Origin of the sequence: Agrobacterium sp. T29 (genome assembly GCF_006970545.1) — a bacterium.
GTDB classification, from domain to species: Bacteria; Pseudomonadota; Alphaproteobacteria; order Rhizobiales; family Rhizobiaceae; genus Agrobacterium; species Agrobacterium leguminum.
Genome location: NZ_CP040640.1, coordinates 1,289,986 through 1,312,823 on the forward strand (window position 1 = coordinate 1,289,986; position 22,838 = coordinate 1,312,823).

Below are 22,838 nucleotides of genomic sequence, written 5' to 3' on the forward strand. Positions count from 1 at the left end.
CTCAGTCCATCCGCAGCACGATTTTGCCGAATACCTGGCGTGTCTCCATGCGCTCCAGCGCCCGGTCGATATCGTCGAAGGTCACTTCGGTGTCGATGACGGGATGAACGATGCCGCGCGCCATCTTCTGCATGGCGTTGGCCATGTTTTCCATGCGGCAGCCGAAAGAGCCGAGCAGTTTCAGCTGCTGCTGGAACAGCATCATCAGGTTGATATCGGTGGAGACGCCCGAGGTGGAGCCGCAGGTAACGAGACGGCCACCGCGCTTCAGCGAGAACATCGAACCAGCCCAGGTGTCCTTGCCGACATGTTCGAACACGACGTCGACGCCCTTCTTTTTCGTCAGCTTGCGCACGACGCCTTCGAAACGGTCGGTCCGATAGTTGATGACGTGGTCGGCGCCCAGCGCCTTCGCCCGTTCGATCTTGTCGTCGGAACCGACAGTGGTGATGACGGTGCAGCCCATCTTCTTGGCAAGCTGGATCGCCGCCGTGCCGATGCCGGAACCGCCGGCATGGATGAGAATGGTTTCGCCGGATTCCAGCCTGGCATTGTCGAACAGCATGTGCTCAACGGTGCCGAAGGTCACCGGTGCGAGAGCCGCAGCAACGGCATCGACGCCATGCGGTGCCGGCACAAGCTGGCGGGCGGGAATATTGATCTTTTCCTGCGCGAAACCGTCGAGATGGAAACCGTGCACGCCCTGAACATGTTCGCACAGATTGTCACGGCCTTCGCGACACGGCTTGCACAGCCCGCAGGTGCGCGCGCCGTAGATCGACACGAGTTGGCCGGGCAGCACGTTCGAAACGCCCGGACCGATGGCTTCGACCACGCCCGAAGCCTCGGCACCGATGGTCAGCGGCATCTTGCGCTTGGCGAAAGCCATGCCGCGCCAGCCCCATACGTCGATGTGGTTGAGCGCAACCGCCTTGACGCGCAGCGTCACCTCGCCCGGCGCCGGCGCATCCGGTTCGGGCAGGTCCACTTTTTCGAGCTTCCGGTCGTCCACGAGTTGAAGAGCGCGCATGTATCAGTCCTTCGCCCAGGGGCGTTTATCTGGGGGCGTTATCTAAAAGCTATTCCCGCAAAACTCTGTAACCGTTTTGCGGCCGGAATGCGTAATCAAAGAAGCGAGAGCGTTTCCGCAATTGCCGCGGAAACGCTCCTGTTGATGGCGAAACCGGTTAAGCCGGTTCCCGCGTCATGACAAGGCTTGCATTCTGCCCGCCGAACCCGAAGGAGTTGGACAGAACCGCGCTTACCTGAGCATCCCGCTTCACATTCGGCACCACGTCGAGCGTGATGGTCGGATCGGGATTGTTGTAGTTGATCGTCGGCGGCAGCGTGCCGGTCAACATGGTCTGCAGCGAGAACACCGCTTCCACGGCGCCGGCGGCGGTGAGCGTATGGCCGATCATCGACTTGTTGGACGACAGCGGAATATTCTTCAGACCCTCGCCGAAGACGGCGAGCATGGAGCCATATTCCATCTTGTCGTTCTCAGGCGTCGAGGTGCCGTGGGCGTTGATGTAACCGATATCGCTTTCGGCCACGCCCGCATCGGCCAATGCCGCGCGGATTGTCGCAATTGCCGGGCCGCCATCGGGCGAAGACCGCGTGCGGTGGAAGCTATCGGCCTTCTCGCCCGCACCCTTGATGATGCCGAGCACCTTCGCACCGCGCGCAACCGCGGCTTCGAGCGATTCCAGCACCAGTGTGGCCGCACCTTCGGCGATCACGAAACCGTCGCGGTCCTTGCTGAACGGCTTGGAGGCCTTTTCCGGCGGGTCGTTCTGGGTCGAAAGCGCGGAGAGAAGCGAGAAACGAATGAGCGCCTCGGCGCTGACCGAACCGTCGGTCGCAACCGTCAGCGCCCGCTCGGTGCGTCCCTGGCGGATCGCCTCGACGCCGAGCTGGATCGCGGTCGCGCCCGATGCACAGGCCGTAGACAGCGTGACAGGTAGGCCGCGCGTGCCAAAACGGTCGGAAAGACGCTCGGAAATCGCGCCGAACAGGGCGGCTTCCTGGAATGCCGGGTCGGGACGCTGGCGGAAGGCCGTCAGGAACCGTTCATAGGCGTCACCCGGCTGGGCAGCCGGCGGAGACCGGTCGGCAAGCTCGAAACGGGCGCTCCATTCCGGCTCGATAGGCGGCGCTGCGAGAAACAGCGGGCCGTCGAAATCGCCGGAGATACCGGCCTGCGCCAGAGCCTCGATGGTGGTTTCGCGCGCGAAGGCATAGGAACGCTCGACGGAATTCGGAACCGGGATATCGATGAAATCCACCGTGCCGCTGATGCGGGTCGAAAGCCCCTCAGTCGGGAAACGGGTGATCTTGTGGATGCCCGATTTGCCCGAAGTCAGCGCCGCCCAGTTATCGGCAAGCCCCTGCCCGAGCGACGTGATGATGCCCATGCCGGTGACGGCGACGATGGGACGACCGAGATGATCCCTGAAATTGGAAGTCATGGTCTTTCTCCTCAAACGTCGCGGGACAGAACGGCGACACCTTCGCCGCGCACATGGCCGACGGTGGTGACGACGGCTTCGCTGGCCGCCTCGCCCATGGGCTTTTCCTCAGCCGCATCGAAGATAGGCACCTTCGCGCCGCTTTCAAGCGTCAGCGCGGCAAGCGCCAACCCGAGCGGGAACTGTGCTTCCAGCCCATGACCGGTGACGCCGCCAAAACCGCGAATGACGGCATTCGGCAGGGCCTTTTCGAGAATATCCTTCTCGCGGGCCGTCACGCCGTCATAACCGCTCGCACCGGAGAATACGACGGTCGCCGCACTGTCCTTGGCGGGTGCAAGCAGCCGCTCCATGCGCTTTTCCATCTTGCCTTCGTCACGGCTGCCGCGGTCGCCCTCGATGGCGTCGATGCGGGCATAAATGCGCGCGCCGCGCTCGCTGGCGTGCTTGCGCGATTCCAGCACCAGGAAGGCTCCGAGCGAACCGGAAACCATGCCGCCGCCTTCCTGGCCTTGGCGCGACCACAGCGGCTGCCAGCCGCCCTGCGCATGCGCGCCGATGGCTTCAAACAGCAGGATCATGTCGGGACGTTCCGCCGAGAAAGCGCCGCCCACCAGCGCATGGCTCGATTCGCCGGAGCGGATGCGGTGAAATGCGGTTTCAACGGCGGAAATGCCGGCCGCTTCCTCGCCCATGAAGGTGCGGGAAGAGCCGGTGACCTTGTGCACGATGGAAATATTGCCGGCCATCAGATTGGAAAGCTGGGCGAGAAACAGCGTCGGGCGCAGCTCCGTCGTCAGCTTCTCGTTGAGCAGCTTTTCGCGGTCATTGCGCTTCAGCGCCTCGTCGACGATCAGCGTATCGACATTGATGTCGCGCTCGCCGCCGCCGGCGGCAACGATCATGTCCATGGTGGCGCAGGCTTCGGCATCTTCCTTCAGCCCGGCATCGTCGAGTGCGAGACCGGCGGCGAAAACGCCGAGGCGCTGCCAGTTTTCCATCTGGCGCTGGTCGCCGCGCTTGGCGATCTGCGCGGACCAGTCGATCTCCGGCATGGGATGGACCGGATAGGGCTTGAACTTTTCGGTCTCGACCACCGGCTCCGGCACGGCGGTTCCAGAAAGAAGCGCCACATGCGCCTGGCTGCCGACGCCGTGACAGGTCACGATGCCGACCCCTGTTATCACCACATCATTGTCAGATTTCATCGTCTGTCATCCTTTGCAGCCGGCCCCGTCGAAACGGTCACGGCTATCCAACAGCGGTCGCGAACAACCACTTCATGCGTTGCGGAATAAAGCGCGCGATGCGGATTGGCAATGGTGAAGGCCTGATCCGCCGTCGCGAGCCCACGATTTTCGTGCTCAAAAACCGGGCCGGCGGGAAAAACGCTCTCCTTCGAAACGGACGGAAACGCTTATTTCTGCGCATCCGCGGCAATCGCCGCCATCAGGCCGACTTCCTCGGCCCGCTTCTTGACGATAGGCCCAAGCGGGATTTCGCTGAAGGGCATGGTCCTGAGCTTAAGCTGCGCGTCGCAGACCTTCTTGCCATCCGAGGTGATCTTCGCCTTGGTAACGGCAAAGCCGGAACCGTCATGCTCCAGCACCGCCTCGATGTCGAGAACCGCGCCCGGCTCCACGAAGGTGCGCATCTTGGCGCCGTCGACCGACATCAGGAACGGCATGGAGGCAAAATCGGAAAACGCCAGAACCAGCATGCCGGAAGCCTGCGCCATGGTCTCGATCAGAAGCACGCCCGGAACCAGCGGCATGCCGGGAAAGTGGCCTTCGAAAACCGGGCTTTTGTCGGGAACGACTGACTGCGCCTTCAACGTGCGCGTCGTCATGTCCACGGCCTCGACCTTGTCGATCATCTGAAAATATTCAAGCAGCATTCGTCCGGCCCGTCTCTGGTCGGTTAGTCATGGTTTGCCCGCAGGCGGCATCAAAAGAAAATGCCCGCTGCAAGCGGGCATTGTCACATCAGCCCTTGGCTGCGCGCAATTCGTCGATCTTGGCGCAAAGGTTCTTCAGCACGAAATATTCTTCGGTGGAAACCTTGCCTTCGTTGACTTCCTGCGTCCACTGCTCGAGCGGAATCTTGATGCCGAATTCCTTGTCGATCGCGAAAACGATATCAAGAAAGTCGAGGCTGTCGATGCCCAGATCGTCGATCGTGTGGCTCTCCGGCGTAATGGTTTCGCGGTCGATTTCGCTGGTTTCGGCGATAATGTCGGCAACCTTGTCGAATGTAGCTGTCACGCCCATAATCCTTATTGTCGTTCGTATGAATTATCCTGTCTGACGCACCACATAGGCAAGTCGCACAAAAAAGCCAATGGTTTCGTGACGTAACTTTGAAATTTGCCCCAAAACTGTTGCCTAAACAGCAACCGAATGACGGCCGCGTCCATTGCCGAGATAGGCGTCGAAGATTGCCGCGATGTTACGCACGAAGGGCTTTCCAGCCTCCGTCACCGCAAAAATATCGGCGTCCATCCGCACCACGCCGTCCCTGTCGCTTGCGGCAAAATGCTGCGCCTGGGCTCTCACGGAATGGCTCGCCTTGCCGAAACGGTGCTGCAACTGCGAAAGATCGATAGCGAAATCGCACATCAGCCTTTCGATGACATGCGAGCGCAGATGATCGTCCTGCGACAACTCTATGCCCTTGACGGCGGCAAGACCGCCCTCGCCCACCATCCGCTGATATTCCCCCGTCGCCACCATGTTCTGCACATAACCCTGCGGCAGCCTGCCGATGGACGATGCGCCAAGCCCGATCAGCGCATCGGCCGTGTCGGTCGTATAGCCCTGAAAATTCCGCCGCAGGGCGCCCGCTTCGGCGGCCTGACATAATGTATCGGTCGGCTTGGCGAAATGATCGATACCGATGGCCTCGTAACCCGCCTGTTTCAGCATCTCCGCCGCCATCGTCATCTGGCGGTAGCGCTCGGCAATATCCGGCAGGGCATGCTCCGGGATCAGCGACTGGTGTTTTTTCATCCACGGAACATGCGCATAACCGAAAAGCGCGATGCGATCGGGGTCGAGCGATACGATCTGGTTCACCGTCTTTTCCAATGTCCCGCAGGTCTGGAACGGCAACCCATAAAGAATGTCGCAATTGACCGAGTGAACGCCCCTCGCCCGCACCGCATCCACAACGGATTTCGTCTGTTCGAAGGACTGGATGCGGTTGATGCTTTTTTGCACTTTGTCATCGAAGTCCTGAACCCCGAGGCTCGCCCGCGACATGCCGATGGCGGCAAGCGCATCGTAGCGGCTGTCATCCAGATCGTTGGGGTCCATCTCGACGCTGATCTCGGGTGCGAGGCCGAAGGTGAAATGACGCCGCAGACAGTCCATCAGGCTCTGCATGTCCTCCGGCTTCAACATGGTGGGCGAGCCGCCGCCGAAATGCACGGCACTCACCACCGCATCCGGCGAAACAAGTGCGCCGACGGCCTCGATCTCCTGCTTAAGTGCTTCAAGATAAACGGCAATCGGCTCGTATTTCAGCGTGTGCTTGGTGTGGCAGGCGCAGAACCAGCACAGCCGGTCGCAATAGGGAATATGCAGGTAAAGCGACAGGCGATTCCTGTGACCGAGCGCGCCGAGCCAGCGGCGATAGGCGCCATTATCGATTCCCTCGTGGAAATGCGGCGCGGTCGGATAGCTCGTGTAACGCGGCACTGCACCCGAATATTTGTGAAGAAGTTCGGTATTCATCGCCCGATTTGCCTTTTATCAAGAAAATGTCGATTTCCTCTCTTTCAGTAACGGCTGCGACAGTTTGCAACTTTGACTTCAATCAAATTGCACCGTAAGTTCTTGCTAAAGTAGACGCAGGGGCGACGGCTACGTGGCGAAAGCCTTGCATGAGACCGGATTTGACACCCACGGTCGCAATCGTCCTGAAAAAGCCAGCATTGGAAAAGGCTTATGGACACGCTGCAGAAGACCATCCACAATTCGGAAGAACCCGTCGTTTGTCGCTCCTGCGAGGCGCGCCATGGCGGGCTTTGCAGCAGCCTGACGCCGCAGCAGCTTTGCGAGCTGAACCGCCATTCCAGCCGCAAGAAACTGGAAGCGGGCAACGAGCTTCTTGGCCAGGGCGAACTCGTCACCTCCTACGGCAATATCCTGAACGGCGTGGTGAAGCTGTCGAAAATGATGTCGGATGGCCGCCAGCAGATCGTCGGCCTGCAATTCGCACCGGACTTTCTCGGCCGCCCCTTCATGGCGGAAAGCAAGATGACGGCGGAAGCCGCAACCGATGTGGAGATTTGTCTCTTCCCGCGCCGCGTCGTCGACCGGATGGTTTCCGAAGTGCCCGATATGGAACGCAAGCTCCACAACCAGTCCCTCAAGGAACTGGACGAGGCGCGCGACTGGATGCTGACGCTGGGGCGCAAATCGGCGCAGGAAAAGGTTGCCAGCTTCCTTTATATGATCGCCACCCATATCGACCCGGAAAACGACGACAAATCCTGCTTCGACCTGCCGCTTTCACGCGCCGATATCGCCGATTTCCTCGGGCTCACCATCGAGACCGTTAGCCGGCAAATGACCAAGCTGCGCAAGGAAGGCATTATCCGCATCGAGAACAATCGCCATATCACCGTGCCCGATCTCGACGTGCTGAGCGAAGCCGCCGGCAACGACTGACGGAATTTGCCTCTCACTGCCCCTGAAGTGCAGGTGTCCCGAAATTGATGTGCGGCGCCCGCGCCTGAGCGGGTGCGAGCGCAAAACCGGCAAGAACCAGCAAAGCGGCGATGCATTTCATGATATTTCACCCCGTGCCCCGCTTTTTCAGCGGCCTGTTTGTTATGGCCGCATCATAAGCGGCAAACCGCATCCATCCGCTTAACATCTTGGGTAAGCGGAAGGTTCAGAGGCAGGGTAAAGAAGGGGTTATGATTGCCGGGCCGACAGGACCTTCAGCCGTGATTGTCGCTGTAGCAAGTTCGGCATCCCCGCTTGTTTCTTCTCCCCGCCGGGGAGAAGGTGGCCCGAAGGGTCGGATGAGGGGGCTAGCGCAAAGATATACGGAGAGCTTGCCCCCTCATCCCGCTGCCGCGGACTTCTCCCCGGCGGGGAGAAGAAACGGGGCGCACCCGCTCGCTCCATAGGGAATTCCCCGTTTGGGTGCATGTTTCGTCAATCAAAGATAATCTGGCCAGTCGCTGAGACCGCGCAAACTGCGCGGCGTGATCTCACTGCGAGGCGGCAGGTGTCGCAACCGGCTTCTGGTTTTCGGCAAGCGCCCGCAGCTCCGCCACGCGGCGCTTGTATTCGGCTTCCGAAATCTGGCCGTTGCGCCGTGCCGCACCGAGGCGCGACAGGCTCGATTCCATGGTGGAGGCCTCATCTTCGCCCATCTGGGTGCCAGCGGCCGTCAGCGGCTGCGAGAAGGTGGGATAGGTGCCGGTGTCGCGCTTCTGGCTAACCGCAGTGTCGCTGACCGGGCGCGGGCCGACGATTTCGGCCGTCGGGCGGCGCATATGGGCGGGCGCGACGATCGGCTCCGGAGCCTTGCAGGCGGCAAGTGTGGCGGCGAGCATTGCGCCGGAGAGCGAAAGCACAGCGATTCTTGCCGCATTTTCCGCATATGTTCCCCATGTGCCCATGTGCTTGCCCATCGTCATGTTCCGCCTGTAAGGATATCTGCCGATATCGAATTCGACCACGGTTCGGCCCTTTGCGGCCTCCCCTTGCTGGTGGAACTTGTATTCGTTTTCATGCAGAATGTGCAAACACAAATTTGGTGGAGGATGGTGCATGGCAGGTGTTGACGGCGGGGACGCGAAAAAGGGCGGCAAAACGCCCGGCTTCGACGCCAGCTCCGCCGAGGCCTACCTGATCCGCGACCCGGAAACCTTCGCGATCAACATCGCCCGTGCGCTCGAAAATCTCGGCAAGGCCGCATCCGAGTGGCTGGCGCCGCGCGAACGCGGTGAGATTCCCCAGACCAGCGCCGATCCGGTAACCGATCTCGTCAAGACGCTCTCCGATGTCGCCGAATACTGGATGGCCGAACCGAAGCGCTCACTTGAGGCGCAGACCCATCTGCTTTCCAGCTATTACGATCTCTGGGCGAAATCGGTGGCGCAGTTTTCCGGCGATGCCGATTCGGCCCCGGAAAAACCCGCCGAAAGCGGCCCTGCGGAACGCAGGAACAGGCGTTTTGCCGATGCCGACTGGCAGGCTAATCCGTTCTTCGATTTTCTCCTGAAGGCCTACCAGACCACCGTCGGTTTCGCCGACCGGATGGTGACGGAGGCAGACGGGCTGGACGAACATACCCGCACCAAGGCGCTGTTTTACATGCGCCAGGTGACGGAGGCCCTTTCGCCGGCCAATTTCGTCTTCACCAATCCGCAGGTCTTCCGCGAAACGGTCGCCTCCAGCGGCGCCAATCTCGTCAAGGGCATGGCGCAGCTGGCGGAAGATGTCGCGGCCGGCAACGGCCACCTGAAACTGCGCCAGACCGATTACAGCAAATTCGTCATCGGCCAGAATATCGCCGTCACGCCGGGCAAAGTGGTGGCGAAAAGCCCGCTCTGCGAAATCATCCATTATGCGCCGACGACGCAGAAGGCCTTCAAACGGCCTTTGCTGATCGTGCCGCCATGGATCAACAAATTCTACATCCTCGATCTCAACCCACAGAAATCCTTCGTCGGCTGGTGCCTCGAGCAGGGCCACAGCGTCTTCATGGTCTCCTGGATCAACCCGGATGCCCGCCTCGCCGACAAGGGCTGGGATGATTACGTCCGGGAAGGCATCGATTTTGCGCTGGATACCATCGAGGAGCGGACCGGCGAAAAAGAAATCAACGCCATCGGTTATTGCGTCGGCGGCACGCTTTTATCCTCGGCGCTGGCGCTGCATGCGCAGCAAGGCGATGAGCGCATCCGCAGCGCCACACTGCTGGCCGCCCAGACCGATTTCATCCATGCCGGCGATCTCAAGGTCTTCATAGACGAAGGCCAGCTTGCCGCGCTGGACAAGCATATGCAGGCGGTCGGTTATCTCGACGGCTCGATCATGGCGACCGTCTTCAACATGCTGCGCGCCTCCGATCTCATCTGGCCCTATGTGGTCGACAATTACCTGCGCGGCGCCGAGCCCCTGCCCTTCGACCTGCTCTACTGGAACTCCGATTCGACGCGGGTGACGGCCGCCAGCCACTCTTTTTATCTGCGCAATTGTTACCTCGAGAACAATCTCGCCCGCGGGCTGATGCGGGTCGCCGGCAAGCGGATCAATCTCGGCGACATCAAAATCCCCGTCTATGACCTCGCCACCCGCGACGACCATATCGCCCCGGCGAAATCGGTCTTCACGGGTGCTGCGCTGTTCGGCGGGCCTGTGGAATTCGTACTCGGCGCATCCGGCCACATAGCCGGCGTCATCAATCCGCCGCAGCTCGAAAAATACCAATATTGGACAGGCCCGTCACCGGCCGGAGACTTCGACGGCTGGCAGGCCGCCGCTACCGCCCATAAGGGCTCCTGGTGGGTGCACTGGCAGAACTGGATCGAAAGCCAGGATGGCGAGAAGATAAAGGCGCGAAAACCGGAGGACGGCAAGCGCCCCGTGCTCGGCGATGCGCCGGGAACCTACGTCCTCTCCTGACCCTCCATCATTTCTCACCTTTCAGGCCACATGTTCTTCACACCCCCGCTTACTCCCGCCACGCTGATTTCCCGCTACAAGCGCTTCCTGTTCGATGCCGTTCTGGAAGACGGCACCGCGATCACCGGCTCTTGCCCCAATACCGGCTCCATGCGCGGGCTTACGGCTCCGGGCTCCCGCATATGGCTGTCGGAACATGACAGCCCGACCCGCAAGTACCGGCACATGCTGGAAATGGTCGAGGCCGATGGCACCACGGTCGGCATCAATACCGGCATGCCGAACCGGCTGGCGGAAGAAGCGATCCTGAACGGCCGTATTCCGGAACTCGGCGGCTATTCGACGATCCGGCGCGAACAGAAATACGGCCGCAATTCCCGCATCGATTTCCTGCTGTCGGAACCCGGCCGGCCGGATGCCTATGTGGAAGTGAAGAACGTGCATTTCATGCGCGAAAAAGGTCTGGCCGAATTCCCTGACACCGCCACCAAACGCGGCGCGAAACATCTCGAAGAACTGGGTGACGCCGCGGAAGCAGGTTACCGTTCGGTGATGCTCTATCTCATCCAGCGCGACGATTGCGACCGAATGCGCATCTGCGACGATCTCGATCCCGTCTATGCGCTGGCGTTTCAGCGAGCCATGATGCGCGGCGTGGAGGCCTATGCGGTGAAATGCATGGTCTCCCCGGCACAAATTTCGGTCAGCGGAACGGTTAAGATGGACGAATGGCGTCCGGCTGTTTTATGAACAGGGACGTAAAGAGACAGAAAGCACCAAGATGGTCACCTATATCGACGCAGCCTCCGCCCCCCTCAAGAATACCGGCGTCATCCGCCTCTATACCCCTGAGGACTTCGACGGGATGCGCAAGGCGTGCCAGCTGACGGCGCGCTGCCTCGATGAACTCGCCGCAATCGTCAAGCCGGGCGTGACGACCGACGCCATCGATCGTTTCGTCTTCGAATTCGGCGCCGACCACGGCGCGCTGCCGGCGACGCTGAATTATCGCGGTTATACCAAATCCGTCTGCACCTCGATCAACCACGTCGTCTGCCACGGCATTCCGGATGCGAAGCCGCTGCGCGAAGGCGATATCGTCAATATCGACGTGACCTATGTGCTGGATGGCTGGCATGGCGATTCGAGCCGGATGTATCCGGTCGGCCAGATCAAGCGCGCCGCCGAGCGGCTGATGGAAGTGACCTATGAATGCCTGCTGCGCGGCATCGCGGCGGTGAAGCCCGGCGTGCGCACCGGCGCAATCGGCGCGGCGATCCAGGCCTATGCGGAAGCGGAGCGCTGCTCTGTCGTGCGCGATTTCTGCGGCCATGGCGTCGGACGCCTGTTCCACGACACGCCGAACATCCTGCATTACGGCCGCCCGGACGAAGGGCCGGAAATCCGCGAAGGCATGATCTTCACCATCGAGCCGATGATCAATCTCGGCAAACCGCATGTGAAGGTGCTTTCCGACGGCTGGACGGCGGTAACGCGCGACCGGTCGCTCTCCGCACAATATGAACATGCCGTCGGCGTCACGGCCACCGGCTGCGAAATCTTCACACTGTCGCCCGGCGGCTTCGACCGTCCGGGCCTGCCGCCGCTTCCCCCCGCATAAGGCCAGACCGCCTATGGCAAAACGCCCCGCCTCGCCTTCCGCCGATCTTTCCACGACGTCAGGCTTTGAGGCGGGCGAAGGCGATCTCTTTGAAGGGGCGGATGAGCGCGGCTTTTTTGCAGAACCGCGAAATGCGCCCGGGAAACCCGAGCGGGCCGCAGCCATCTCAGAACAGGAAGCGGATGCGGCCCATTATCACGGTCACCGCGACAGGCTGCGGGCGCGTTACCGCGATGGCGGCGATGCAGCGCTTGCCGATTACGAGTTGCTGGAGCTTCTGCTGTTCCGGCTGATCCCGCGGCGCGATACCAAACCCATCGCCAAGGCCCTCCTTGCCCGGTTCGGAACCCTTGGCGGCGTTCTCGGCGCTCCTTTGGCATTATTGCAGGAAGTGAAGGGCGTGGGCGAAGCCGTGGCGCTTGATCTGAAGCTCGTCGCCTCCGTTTCCCAGCGCATGCTGAAAAGCGAAATCCGCAACAAGCAGGTTCTCGGCTCCTGGTCGTCGGTCATCGATTATTGCCATGCCGCCATGGCCCACGAGACGCGGGAACAGTTCCGTATCCTCTTCCTCGACAAGCGCAACGTCCTGATCGCCGACGAGGTGCAGGGTCAGGGAACCGTGGACCATACGCCGGTCTACCCGCGCGAAATCGTGCGGCGCGCGCTTGAGCTATCCTCTACAGCGTTGATTTTAATTCACAATCACCCGAGTGGCGACCCCACCCCTTCGCGAGCGGATATCGAGATGACCAAAACCATCATCGATACGGCAAAGCCGCTCGGCATCGCCGTTCACGACCATATCATCATCGGCAAGGATGGCCACGCCAGCTTCAAAGGCCTTCGGCTGATCTGAAGCAAACGCGAAAGTTTAACGCGAGTTGCAACCCATAGAGGCGGCATCAACACAAAATTAACACCTATAAATTAGCATTTCCGAAAATAATAAATCAAGGCATCGAACCTTGATGCCTGAAGGAACGGGGGTGCTTTATGTTTAATGGAGTGCGTTTCTTTCGCGATAGATCCGGCTCGTCTGCTGTCGAGTTCGCCATCGTCGCACCGATATTCTTTCTCGTCCTGCTCACGATGATCGCCTACGGCATTTATCTGATGGCCGCCTATTCAGTGCAGCAGATCGCCGCCGATGCGGCAAGAACGGCCGTTGCCGGACTGAACACCTCCGAACGCCAGCAGCTTGCCCGCGATTTCGTCAGCAAAAGCGATCTCAGCTACGCCTTCATGGACAAGACGCGTTTCACCGTCAACGTCGCCACCGATCCCGCCAATGCCAACCAGTTCACGGTCAAGGTCGAATATGACGCCCGTAACCTGCCGATCTGGAGCCTCTACAGCTACACCCTGCCCGAGCCGGTCATCCGGCGTTTTTCCACCATCCGGATCGGAGGAGCATGACATGCGAGATATTCATTCCCTGCTTCCCCGCTTCCTCAAGGATAGAACGGGCAACATCGCCATTTCGGCGGGGCTCACCGCACCGCTCTTCATCGGCATATTGGCGCTCGGCGTCGATTACGGTTATCTGACATTGCAGAAACGGCAATTGCAGCAGACCGCCGATCTCGCGGCCATATCGGCGGCAGCCAACGCCACGGACGCCGAAAAGGCGGTTCAGCAATATTTCGCTCTCAATGGCATGGATCTCGGTGTCAGGACGGCCCAGGGACTTTTGACCGAAAAGGGCCTGCAACCCTTCGACCCGCTGAATGAATTCGCCAACAGCAAGGGTTATGCCGAGGTCATCAAGGGTCATTACGAGCCGGATGCGACAATCCCGGTCGGCCAGCGTTTCGTCGATAACGCCCTGCCCACCAATGCGATAAAGGTGAACATCGTCGAACAGGGCCAGATATTCTTCGCTTCCGCCTTCACCAAGCCGCCAAAGGTCTCGGCGGTCGGAACGGCCTCGTCCCAAAGGATCGCGGCATTTTCGGTGGGATCGCGGCTCGCCAGCCTCGATGAGGGAATTCTCAACAGCCTGCTCGGCGGTCTGCTCGGCACCACGGTTTCATTGAAACTCATGGATTATCAGGCGCTTCTCGCCGCCGATGTCAATGCGCTGAAGATCGTCGAGGCGCTGGCCGTCGATCTCAACCTCACCGCCGGCACCTATAAGGATGTTCTGAAGACGGAAATCAGCTACGGCAAATTCCTCGACGTGCTGACGAAAACCACAGGCTTGCAGCCGGCGGTCGTCAACATTTTGAATACGCTGCAAAAAACCGTCAACAAGAGCAACGTCAAGATCAAGCTCGAGGAGATCCTCAATCTCGGCCCATTCTCGGACAAGCTGATCGGTACGGGCGAAAACCTCAAGGTCACCGCCGGCGTCTTCGATCTCATCAATGCCGCCGCCGTGGCGGGCAATGGCGGCAACCAGCTGGGGCTTAATATCAACGCCAATCTTCTCGGCCTCGCCTCGGTCAAGGCAACGCTCGCCATCGGTGAACCGCCGGTCGAAACGCCGTCGCTCGCCGTCGGCGGTCAGGGCACCGTGGTGCGCACCGCACAGACCCGTCTTGCGGTCAGTGTCGTGGTGGACGGGCTTCAGGCCATTGCCGGCCTCAAGGTCAATCTCCCGCTTTATGTGGAAGTCGCCCATGCCGAAGCGCGGCTTGCCGATATTCGCTGCACGGGCGGCGGACAGGGCACCGTCGATGTCGAGGTCGTTCCCGGCGTCGTCGAAATCGCCCTTGGCAATGTCGATACCACGGCCTTTGCCAATTTCGGCAGGGACCCGCGCGTCACCAAGGCCGCAATCGTGGATTCGGCGCTGCTCGCCATCAATGGCAGCGCCCTGATCAATGCCACCAATATGACCAAGACCAAGCTGACCTTCACGCAGTCCGATATTACCCAGGCCAAGATCAAGAGTGTCTCCACCAAGGACACCGTCACCACTCTTGTCAGTTCACTGCTGAAGAACCTCAACCTGGATATCAGGCTTCTTTTCCTCAACCTGGATTTGGGAGGTCTGGCGGGCATTCAGTCGGCGCTTGCCAACACGCTTGCGGCAGTCACCGCTCCGGTCGATCAGCTGCTCTACAACGTGCTTCTGGTTCTCGGCGTCAAGATCGGCGAAGCCGATGTACGCGTCACGGATGTCCGCTGCCAGCAGCCGGCGTTGGTGCAATAATTCAGTACCGCGCATGAAAAAGCCGCCGGAGGGTCTCCCGGCGGCTTTTTTGTTTATGGTGTCAGATCAGGCGTTGGCGATTGCCAGACGCTTCTCATCGCGGCCGCTCTTCATGCGCTCGGACAGCAGGAAGGCCAGTTCCAGAGCCTGATCGGCATTGAGGCGCGGATCGCAATGGGTGTGGTAACGGTCGGACAGGGAATCCGCCGTCACGGCGCGCGCACCGCCCGTGCATTCCGTCACGTCCTTGCCGGTCATCTCGATATGGATACCGCCCGGATGCGTGCCTTCGGCGCGGTGGATCTGGAAGAAGCTTTCGACTTCCGACAGGATGCGCTCGAACGGACGCGTCTTGTAGTGGTTGAGCGTGATCGTGTTGCCATGCATCGGATCGCAGGACCAGACGACCTTGCGGCCTTCCTTCTCGACAGCTCGGATGAGCTTCGGCAGGCTGTCCGCCACCTTGTCATGGCCGAAACGGCAAATCAGCGTCAGGCGGCCGGCCTCGTTCGCCGGGTTCAGCGCATCGATCAGCTCGATCAGATTGTCGGGCGTCAGCGACGGGCCGCATTTCAGGCCGATCGGGTTCTTGATGCCACGGAAATATTCCACATGCGCATGGTCGAGCTGGCGCGTGCGGTCGCCGATCCACAGCATGTGGCCGGATGTGGCATACCAGTCACCGGAGGTGGAATCGACGCGGGTAAGCGCCTCTTCGTAACCGAGAAGCAGGGCTTCATGGCTGGTGAAGAAGTCGGTCTCACGCAGGCTCGGATTATTGTCCGCGCTGATGCCGATCGCCTTCATGAAGTCCATGGTTTCGGAAATCCGGTCGGCCAGCTTGCGGTAACGGTCCGCCTGCGGGCTGTCCTTGATGAAGCCGAGCATCCATTGGTGAACGTTTTCAAGGTTGGCGTAACCGCCCATCGCGAAAGCGCGGAGCAGGTTCAGCGTCGCGGCCGACTGGCGGTAGGCGTCGAGCTGGCGCTCCGGGTTCGGAATGCGCGAGGCCTCGTTGAATTCGATGCCGTTGATGATGTCACCGCGGTAGGACGGCAGCGTCACGCCATCGAGCACTTCCACGTTGGAAGAGCGCGGCTTGGCGAACTGGCCGGCAATACGCCCCACCTTCACGACAGGCAGCTGCGCGCCATAGGTGAGCACAACGGCCATCTGCAGGAACGCGCGGAAGAAGTCGCGGATATTGTCCGCGCCATGTTCGGCGAAGCTTTCGGCGCAATCGCCGCCCTGCAGCAGGAAGGCGTTGCCTTCCGCCACATTGGCAAGCTGCTTCTTCAGGCGGCGGGCTTCACCGGCAAAGACCAGGGGCGGATAGGTCGCAAGCGTGGCTTCCGTTGCCGCAAGCGCTGCCGCATCCGGATATTCGGGAACCTGCTGGATCGGTTTCTGCCGCCAGCTGCCGGGGGTCCAATTCTGTGCCATGTTCTCACCCTTTTCTCGCCCGCGCGACGTCGCGCGGCCGCCTCGAAAAATTGAGCGGCTTATAGCTCCAAGCATCGGCTTTGCATAGCCGATCCCTGAGCCATCCGGCTCATTCTGCCCGTTTTGAGCGCTCCAGACGCACAAAAGTCAATTCAAACGATTTAACAACCCCGCCGCCCTTCGAAAACTTCGCTTTCGAAGGGCGGCAGGCTGATGTGGGCGGCGATTATATCACGCCTGTACCGGCGTTACACACGCTCGCCATTCACGACGCGATAGCTCGGCGAATACATCGTCACCAGCTCTTCGGCCGCCGTCGGATGAACCGCCATGGTGCGGTCGAAATCATCCTTGGTGCAGCCGGCTTTCAGCGTGATGCCGAGAAGCTGCGCCATCTCGCCCGCCTCATGGCCGAGAATATGCGCGCCGACGACCCTGCGGTCGGCGGCATTGACGATCAGCTTCATGATCGTCTTTTCCTGACGGCCGGACAGCGTCGCCTTCATCGGCCGGAACTGGGCGCGATAAACTTCCAGTTCCGGATATTTCTTGCCGGCTTCCTCTTCCGAAAGACCGACGGTGCCGATTTCCGGCTGCGAGAACACCGCCGTCGCGATCAGCTCATGATCCGGCTTGGTCGGGTTGTTCTTGTATTCGGTTTCGATGAAGCACATGGCCTCATGAATCGCCACCGGCGTCAGCTGTACCCGGTCGGTGACGTCGCCCAGCGCAAAGATATTCGGCACATTCGTGCGCGAATAATCGTCGACGACGATCGCGCCCCGCGCATCGAGCTTCACACCGGCGTTTTCAAGACCGAGACCTTTCGTGTTCGGATCGCGCCCGAGCGCCAGCATCACCGTCTCGACGACAAGCGTGCCATGGTTCTTGGTGCGGGCCTGCAATGCGCCCTCACCCTTCGTCACTTCTTCGATGACATCGCCGAGCAGGATCCTGATGCCCTTGGCTTCCATGGCCTCGTGCAGACCCTTGCGCATATCCTGATCGAAACGCGACAGGATTTCCTTGCCGCGATAGATCAGGGTCGTTTCGACGCCGAGCCCATGGAAGATATTGGCGAATTCCACCGCGATATAACCGCCGCCGGCGATCAGGATCGATTTCGGCAGCTCTTCCAGGTCGAAAGCCTCGTTGGACGAGATCGTCAGCTCATGGCCGGGCAGCGCCCTGTGCTCGTTCGGCGTGCCGCCGACGGCGATCACGATGCGCTCGGCGGTGAAGGTCTCGCCGGTTTTCGTCAGCTTCACGGTATGGGCGTCGACCAGTTCCGCCCGGCTGTCGAAAATATCAGCCTTGGCGTTTTCCAGACCCTTGCGGTAGAGCCCTTCGAGACGGGCGATTTCCTTGTCCTTGGCCGCAATCAGCTTCTTCCAGTCGAAGCTGCGCTCGCCGACGCTCCAGCCGAATCCTTCGGAATCCTCGAAATGCTCAGAGAATTGCGAGGTGTAGACGAACAGCTTTTTCGGCACGCAGCCGCGGATGACGCAGGTTCCGCCATAGCGGTATTCCTCGGCGATTGCGACGCGCTTGCCGAGCGAGGCCGCCACGCGGCCGCTGCGCACGCCGCCGGAACCGCCACCGATGACGAAAAGATCGTAGTCATAAGCTGTCATAGTCAAAACCCCTGATCAAAACCGCCGCCGTCAGCCTCGAGACGGGCGGCGGCGCATTCACGGCACATATAGGTGCTGCGACGCACAAATGAAAAGCCCGGTCTTGCGGCCGGGCTTTGAATATTTCTGAAGGTAGGCCTTTTTGCCCGAGCGTCGGATTTTCCGGAAACCGCTTCACACGTTCCGGCCCGATGCTCTCCCTGTTCAATCAGGGCTTGGGAGCAGCCGGAGCGCCACCGGTGGCGTTCTGATCGGCCGGAAGCGGCTTCAGATCGGCGCCGGCAACCTTCTGCAGTTCCGACATGCTGGAAGCGTTGAGGTCGCGGTTGATGCCGGCGGCCCAGATGTCGGCGGCCTTCATCAGTTCGCGCGTGGCGATCGGGCCGTCCTTCAGGAGCTTCTTGCCGGCTTCGCTGCTGTAGAAGGTGGAAATGGCATTCAGCTCTTCAACGGTGAAGGCGCGCGCATAGGTGAGCGCTGCTTCGCGCTCCAGATCGGCGCGGCGCGGCGCAAGCTCAAGAGCCTTCGCGTCAACAGTCTCGGTGATCGCGTCCTGAACGTTCGGCGAAGCCTGAATGAGTTCGGCCTTCAGACGCTCCGCCAGACCCGGCAGAATGTCGTCGAAACGGTCGGTAACGCCAAGAGAGGTGATCGCCTGCCGTGCGGCAGCGATATGCGCTTCCGAAATTTCCTGCGCGCGTGCGGCAGTACCGAACACGATGCCGGAAATGAGGATCGAAGCAGCGGCAGCTTTGCCCAGTCCCGCTAGTTTGACCATGAAAATCTCGCTCCTGTTATACTGCCTGCATCACGCGGGCGCCTTCAGGACCCGCGATAATGGCAAGCGATGCCAAATTTATGAAAAGTCCGTGCTCGACGACACCGGGAATCGTGTTCAGCTCGCGTGCTAGCGCTTCTGCATCAGGAATACGGCCAAAAGATGCGTCGAGGATAAGGTGTCCGCCATCCGTCATGAAGGCGCCGTCGCCGGAAGAACGCATCGTCAGCGTGCCGGAAAGCCCGGAACGCGACGCCAGTTTTTCGATGGCGATACGCGTCGCCACCTGGCCGAACGGGTTGATTTCGATGGGAAGCGGAAAGGCGCCCAGCGTCTCCACCACCTTGCTCTGGTCGGCAATCACGATCATGCGGGCGGATGCCGCCGCGACGATCTTTTCGCGCAGCAGCGCGCCGCCGCCGCCCTTGACGAGACGCAGCGCATGATCGACTTCGTCAGCGCCGTCGATGGTCAAATCCAGTTCCGGCAATTCATCCAGCGATTTCAGCGGCACGCCAAGCTCGACGCACAGGCGCGCGGTGCGCTCGGATGTCGGCACGCCCTCGACTTTCAGACCGGCGGCGACCTTTTCGGCCAGAAGCCTGACGAATTCCTCGGCCGTCGAACCCGTGCCGATACCGAGCCTCATCCCATCCTGTACGTGGGACAATGCGGCCTCGGCGGCCTTGATCTTCATCTGGCGGGCATCCATGTGCCTGAAACTCCGGTAACTTTGTCGTCGCCGTGCTGTTTACACGGGTCGAAAGCCAAACGAAAGCCTTTTTCAAGCCAACGAACAGAACGTTGTGACGCGGTTGCAAAGACAGGCCCGTTTGCCTAGGCTTGGCGTGAATGAAAGCACCGATACCATCAGTTACACGCATTCCCGAGAGGCCAGTTCCCGTGACATCCCGCCCGCTCTCCCCGCTCGCCATTTTCGATCTCGACGGCACGCTGGTCGATACCGCCGCCGATCTGGTCTCGAGCCTCAACCACACCATTGCCGCAGCCGGGCTTGCTCCCGTCACCTATGACGACCTGACCCACCTCGTCGGCCAGGGCGCGCGAGTGATGATCAAGCGCGCCTTTGCGCTTCGCGAAACGGAACTGCCGGAAGCTGAAATCGAGCCGCTCTATGAGCGCTTCATCACCCATTACCGCGCCGAAATGCCCGGCGAAAGCCGTCCCTATCCCGGTATCGTCGATACTCTGGAGGCGCTTTCGGAAGCCGGCATCACGCTCGCCGTCTGCACCAACAAGACTGAAATCCTCGCTCTGCCGCTGCTCGAAGAACTCGGTCTGACACGCTATTTCGCCGCCATCACCTGCGGCGACACCTTCTCCTTCCGCAAGCCGGATGCCCGCCATATTCTCGGCACCATCGAAAAGGCCGGCGGCGACGTCCTGCGCTCCATCATGGTCGGCGACAGCATCAACGACATTCTCGCTGCCAGGAACGCCGCCGTCCCGTCGATTGGCGTCACTTTCGGTTATTCGGATGTGCCGATGGTTGAATTGGAGCCGGATGTGGTGATCGACGATTTCACTGAATTGACGCCGGCGCTGTTCGAAGAACTGGTTGCGAAGGGTGCAGCGGCCGCCTGAGAGGCTGGACCAGACAAGTAGAGCGCCAGAGAACGGCGATTCCGACGTCAATGAGAGCTGAACAACCTCTCTTCCGTCATGCCGGACTTGATCCGGCATCCAGCCACGACGCGTCTGCGCCGTGAAAAGACTCTTTTGCGATCAAGGACTTGATCGCACTGGACCCCGGATCAAGTCCGGGGTGACGGAGTACGGTGTTGCCGTTAACGCCAAATGTAGCAGGTGGACTCCAGCACCAAACAAATTGGGCAGGCCTTTCCTTCAAACAAAAAAGCGCCGTTTCCGGCGCTTTTTTCTCGATGCTATTCTGATCAGATCGACGCGGCCCGCGCCTTCGTCGTCACGGCGAACGCCTTCTGCACATAGCTGTCGCGGTCATACACATCGTCGAAGAACTGCACCTTGCCGTCCTTGTCCGGCCAGGCGGTGAAATAGGCCACGTAGACCGGAACCTTCTCCGGCACCTGCACGGCGCGGTTCTTGCCGGATGCGATCTGCTCGCCGACCTTGTCGACGCTGGTGCCGAGAACCGCGGCGGCCATGCGGCGCGGATCGACCAGACGGATACAGCCGTGGCTCAGCGCCCGCATGTCGCGGTTGAAAAAGCTCTTGGCAGGCGTGTCATGCATGTAGATGGCATGCGCATTGGGGAACAGGATTTTCAGGTCGCCCAGCGCATTGTCGCTGCTCGGCGGCTGGCGCACGGAAACGGCATTGGTAGAGCCATACCAGTTGACGCTGGTGGAGGAAACGGCACGACCGCCCACCTGCACTTCGTAGCCCAGCCGGTCGAGATAGGACGGATCGCGGCGCAGCTTCGGCAGCATTTCGTTGACGATGATCGACTGCGGCACGCCCCAATAGGGGTTGAACTCCACGGTCTGAATTTCGTCCTGGAAGAAATAGGTCTGGTTGGCCTTGGAGCCGACGACCACCTTCATGCCGAACTGTTCCACGCCATCATTGTGATAATAGGCCATGAAAGCGGGCTGGTTGATGAAGACATAACGCTGGCCGAGATCGGCCGGCAGCCAGCGCACCTGCTCCATCGCCACCTGCACCTTGGCGATCTTCGCGTCATTGCTTTCGCCGACCATGGCGCGCACGGTGGCGCGGCCGATCACGCCATCGGGTTTCAGGCCGTTTTCGCTCTGGAACGCCTTCACCAGATCGACGAGATCGGGCGTATAATCAGGCGTCTGCTGGTAAGCGGAAATGATCGCGGCATGCTCGGCCTTGAAGGCGGGCGAAGCGCGATGTTCGATGGCCTTGACGACATTGGCCATATCCGCGCTGCTGTTGCCGGGCTTCAGCACCAGATCGGCGGGAACGCGGACGACATGCGCCGCATCGCCCTCACCGCGCAGACGGGCAAGCTCCGCCTTCAGCGCCAGATATTCGGCGCTCGACGGTTCGCGGCTGCGCAGATAGGCGGCAACATCGGGGCTCAGGCCCGCAAGCTTCAGCACCGGTGCGAGGCTCACCGTCTTGCGCTTGAAATCATGGTAGCCGGAAAGCCGGTTCGGATCGACACGGCCACGGGCCGTATCCTGCACATAGGCGAGAACCTTGGCGGAAAGCGCCAGCTCGAACTGCATCTGCGCCCGCTGATAGGCGTCGGACACGGGAGCCGAGGCCGTCTCCACCGGCGTACCGGTCGCAGCCGAACCGGAAGCGTTGCTGATGCTGGCCGTCACATCCTTTGCCGGTGGCGAAATGCTGTAATCGGCCGGATCGAGGCCGCTTTCACCGACCGTCTCGAGAAAGGCGATGACAGCATTGGCGCGCGCGGTCAGCTCGCCTTCCGAAACCCAGAGCGTCTTGCCGCCGGCGCCGTAATAGGCTTCCAGCGCCTTGGCGATCTCGGGGGTGGCGCTGAATTTCAGATTGGCAAGGCCATCGCCGAAATTCGCCGTGTTCACCGCACGGGCCGTATCCGCCTTGTAGTCGTAATAACGCGGGCCGGAAACGCGCGGCAGCGGCTCGGGATCGGAAGCATCGGCACTTTGGCCGGCACTCGATCCGGGGGGCGAGGTGACGATGCCGGCCGGCGGCAACTCACCGCGATCGCGCGCGATCTTGCCGGGGCCGCCGCGCAGGAGGTCCATCAGCGTTACCGCACCGGCGCTGCCGGGAAGAGCGGTGGAAACGGAAAGACCGAGAGCCAGCACCAGTGCTGCCGATGTTTTTCCAGATGTGACTTGCAATTTGATCCTCGTAGCACCCAGCACCGCCAGCGAAAGGGCGGGCATCAGTTTCATGCCTGTCTAGCCGATCGACGGCCCGTTGAAAAGAAAACGCGAAAAAGCCCACAACCGTGCCGAAATGAACCTTATGATACAGCCAAAGCCGTAAAAACGTAATTTCCAGAATTGGCGAGAATGGTTAAATTTCCATTTATTTCATTCACTTTGCCCTGCCCCGCGCGACCTTCCGGGCGCCCCGGAAAGCCCGGTTTTCCGGCCATTTTGCGTCGTAGT

20 protein-coding genes are annotated in these 22,838 nt (G+C 60.6%); 8 read left to right on the forward strand and 12 right to left on the reverse strand.

The window, feature by feature from the left end:
• Position 1: 1 nt before the first annotated feature.
• The 6 genes from FGF54_RS06560 to hemN form a co-directional block, all read right to left on the reverse strand.
• Positions 2-1,030, reverse strand: a complete 1,029-nt coding sequence (locus tag FGF54_RS06560) for a zinc-binding dehydrogenase (RefSeq protein ID WP_142779241.1) — start codon at positions 1,028-1,030, stop codon at positions 2-4.
• Between the two features lie 157 nt (positions 1,031-1,187).
• Positions 1,188-2,471 (reverse strand): beta-ketoacyl-ACP synthase, encoded by a 1,284-nt coding sequence (locus FGF54_RS06565; RefSeq protein ID WP_059758707.1) that lies wholly within the window; start codon positions 2,469-2,471, stop codon positions 1,188-1,190.
• 11 nt (positions 2,472-2,482) lie between these two features.
• Positions 2,483-3,679 carry a beta-ketoacyl-ACP synthase gene (locus FGF54_RS06570; protein ID WP_142779242.1) on the reverse strand — a complete coding sequence of 399 codons (1,197 nt, stop codon included), beginning with the start codon at positions 3,677-3,679 and terminating at the stop codon, positions 2,483-2,485.
• Between the two features lie 209 nt (positions 3,680-3,888).
• Positions 3,889-4,368 carry a 3-hydroxyacyl-ACP dehydratase FabZ family protein gene (locus FGF54_RS06575; RefSeq protein WP_020810293.1) on the reverse strand — a complete coding sequence of 160 codons (480 nt, stop codon included), beginning with the start codon at positions 4,366-4,368 and terminating at the stop codon, positions 3,889-3,891.
• A gap of 88 nt (positions 4,369-4,456) precedes the next feature.
• Entirely contained in the window at positions 4,457-4,741 is a 285-nt protein-coding gene (locus FGF54_RS06580; protein WP_003495848.1) for an acyl carrier protein, read from the reverse strand.
• 114 nt (positions 4,742-4,855) lie between these two features.
• The gene (hemN, locus tag FGF54_RS06585; protein ID WP_142779243.1) at positions 4,856-6,205 is read right to left on the reverse strand and encodes an oxygen-independent coproporphyrinogen III oxidase; all 1,350 of its coding nucleotides are present in this window, start codon (positions 6,203-6,205) and stop codon (positions 4,856-4,858) included.
• Positions 6,206-6,418: 213 nt separating this feature from the next.
• Here hemN and fnrN point away from each other — a divergent pair, with 213 nt between their 5' ends.
• On the forward strand, positions 6,419-7,144 hold the full coding sequence (gene fnrN / locus FGF54_RS06590; protein WP_080851943.1) for a transcriptional regulator FnrN: 726 nt from the start codon (positions 6,419-6,421) through the stop codon (positions 7,142-7,144).
• A 551-nt stretch (positions 7,145-7,695) separates the two neighbouring features.
• Here fnrN and FGF54_RS06595 read toward each other — a convergent pair.
• A complete protein-coding gene (locus tag FGF54_RS06595; RefSeq protein ID WP_003524833.1) occupies positions 7,696-8,235 on the reverse strand; it encodes a hypothetical protein in 540 nt (179 codons plus the stop codon).
• 25 nt (positions 8,236-8,260) lie between these two features.
• On the opposite strand from FGF54_RS06595, the gene FGF54_RS06600 reads away from it, so the two are divergent.
• The 6 genes from FGF54_RS06600 (at position 8,261) to FGF54_RS06625 (ending at position 14,898) form a co-directional block, all read left to right on the forward strand.
• On the forward strand, positions 8,261-10,120 hold the full coding sequence (locus FGF54_RS06600; RefSeq protein ID WP_142779244.1) for an alpha/beta hydrolase: 1,860 nt from the start codon (positions 8,261-8,263) through the stop codon (positions 10,118-10,120).
• Between the two features lie 30 nt (positions 10,121-10,150).
• Positions 10,151-10,870 carry a DNA/RNA nuclease SfsA gene (gene sfsA / locus FGF54_RS06605; protein WP_142779245.1) on the forward strand — a complete coding sequence of 240 codons (720 nt, stop codon included), beginning with the start codon at positions 10,151-10,153 and terminating at the stop codon, positions 10,868-10,870.
• Positions 10,871-10,901: 31 nt separating this feature from the next.
• Entirely contained in the window at positions 10,902-11,741 is an 840-nt protein-coding gene (map, locus tag FGF54_RS06610) for a type I methionyl aminopeptidase (RefSeq protein WP_142779246.1), read from the forward strand.
• A 13-nt stretch (positions 11,742-11,754) separates the two neighbouring features.
• On the forward strand, positions 11,755-12,597 hold the full coding sequence (gene radC / locus FGF54_RS06615; protein WP_142779247.1) for a DNA repair protein RadC: 843 nt from the start codon (positions 11,755-11,757) through the stop codon (positions 12,595-12,597).
• 137 nt (positions 12,598-12,734) lie between these two features.
• Entirely contained in the window at positions 12,735-13,157 is a 423-nt protein-coding gene (locus tag FGF54_RS06620; protein ID WP_142779248.1) for a TadE/TadG family type IV pilus assembly protein, read from the forward strand.
• 1 nt (position 13,158) lies between these two features.
• Complete coding sequence (locus tag FGF54_RS06625; RefSeq protein WP_142779249.1) at positions 13,159-14,898, forward strand: TadG family pilus assembly protein; 1,740 nt, start codon at positions 13,159-13,161, stop codon at positions 14,896-14,898.
• Positions 14,899-14,964: 66 nt separating this feature from the next.
• On the opposite strand, the gene FGF54_RS06630 is transcribed toward FGF54_RS06625, so the two are convergent.
• The 4 genes from FGF54_RS06630 to rpiA all read right to left on the reverse strand — a co-directional run bounded on the left by FGF54_RS06630 (position 14,965) and on the right by rpiA (position 19,465).
• Complete coding sequence (locus tag FGF54_RS06630; RefSeq protein WP_142779250.1) at positions 14,965-16,341, reverse strand: class II 3-deoxy-7-phosphoheptulonate synthase; 1,377 nt, start codon at positions 16,339-16,341, stop codon at positions 14,965-14,967.
• A gap of 248 nt (positions 16,342-16,589) precedes the next feature.
• Positions 16,590-17,975 (reverse strand): glutathione-disulfide reductase, encoded by a 1,386-nt coding sequence (gene gor, locus FGF54_RS06635; protein WP_142779251.1) that lies wholly within the window; start codon positions 17,973-17,975, stop codon positions 16,590-16,592.
• A gap of 208 nt (positions 17,976-18,183) precedes the next feature.
• A complete protein-coding gene (locus FGF54_RS06640; protein ID WP_003524811.1) occupies positions 18,184-18,753 on the reverse strand; it encodes a DUF2059 domain-containing protein in 570 nt (189 codons plus the stop codon).
• Positions 18,754-18,769: 16 nt separating this feature from the next.
• Entirely contained in the window at positions 18,770-19,465 is a 696-nt protein-coding gene (rpiA, locus tag FGF54_RS06645; protein ID WP_003524809.1) for a ribose-5-phosphate isomerase RpiA, read from the reverse strand.
• Between the two features lie 191 nt (positions 19,466-19,656).
• Here rpiA and FGF54_RS06650 point away from each other — a divergent pair, with 191 nt between their 5' ends.
• Positions 19,657-20,358, forward strand: a complete 702-nt coding sequence (locus FGF54_RS06650) for a phosphoglycolate phosphatase (RefSeq protein WP_142779252.1) — start codon at positions 19,657-19,659, stop codon at positions 20,356-20,358.
• Positions 20,359-20,669: 311 nt separating this feature from the next.
• Here FGF54_RS06650 and FGF54_RS06655 read toward each other — a convergent pair whose 3' ends face one another.
• A complete protein-coding gene (locus FGF54_RS06655; protein WP_168208124.1) occupies positions 20,670-22,529 on the reverse strand; it encodes a murein L,D-transpeptidase in 1,860 nt (619 codons plus the stop codon).
• Positions 22,530-22,838: the final 309 nt, after the last annotated feature.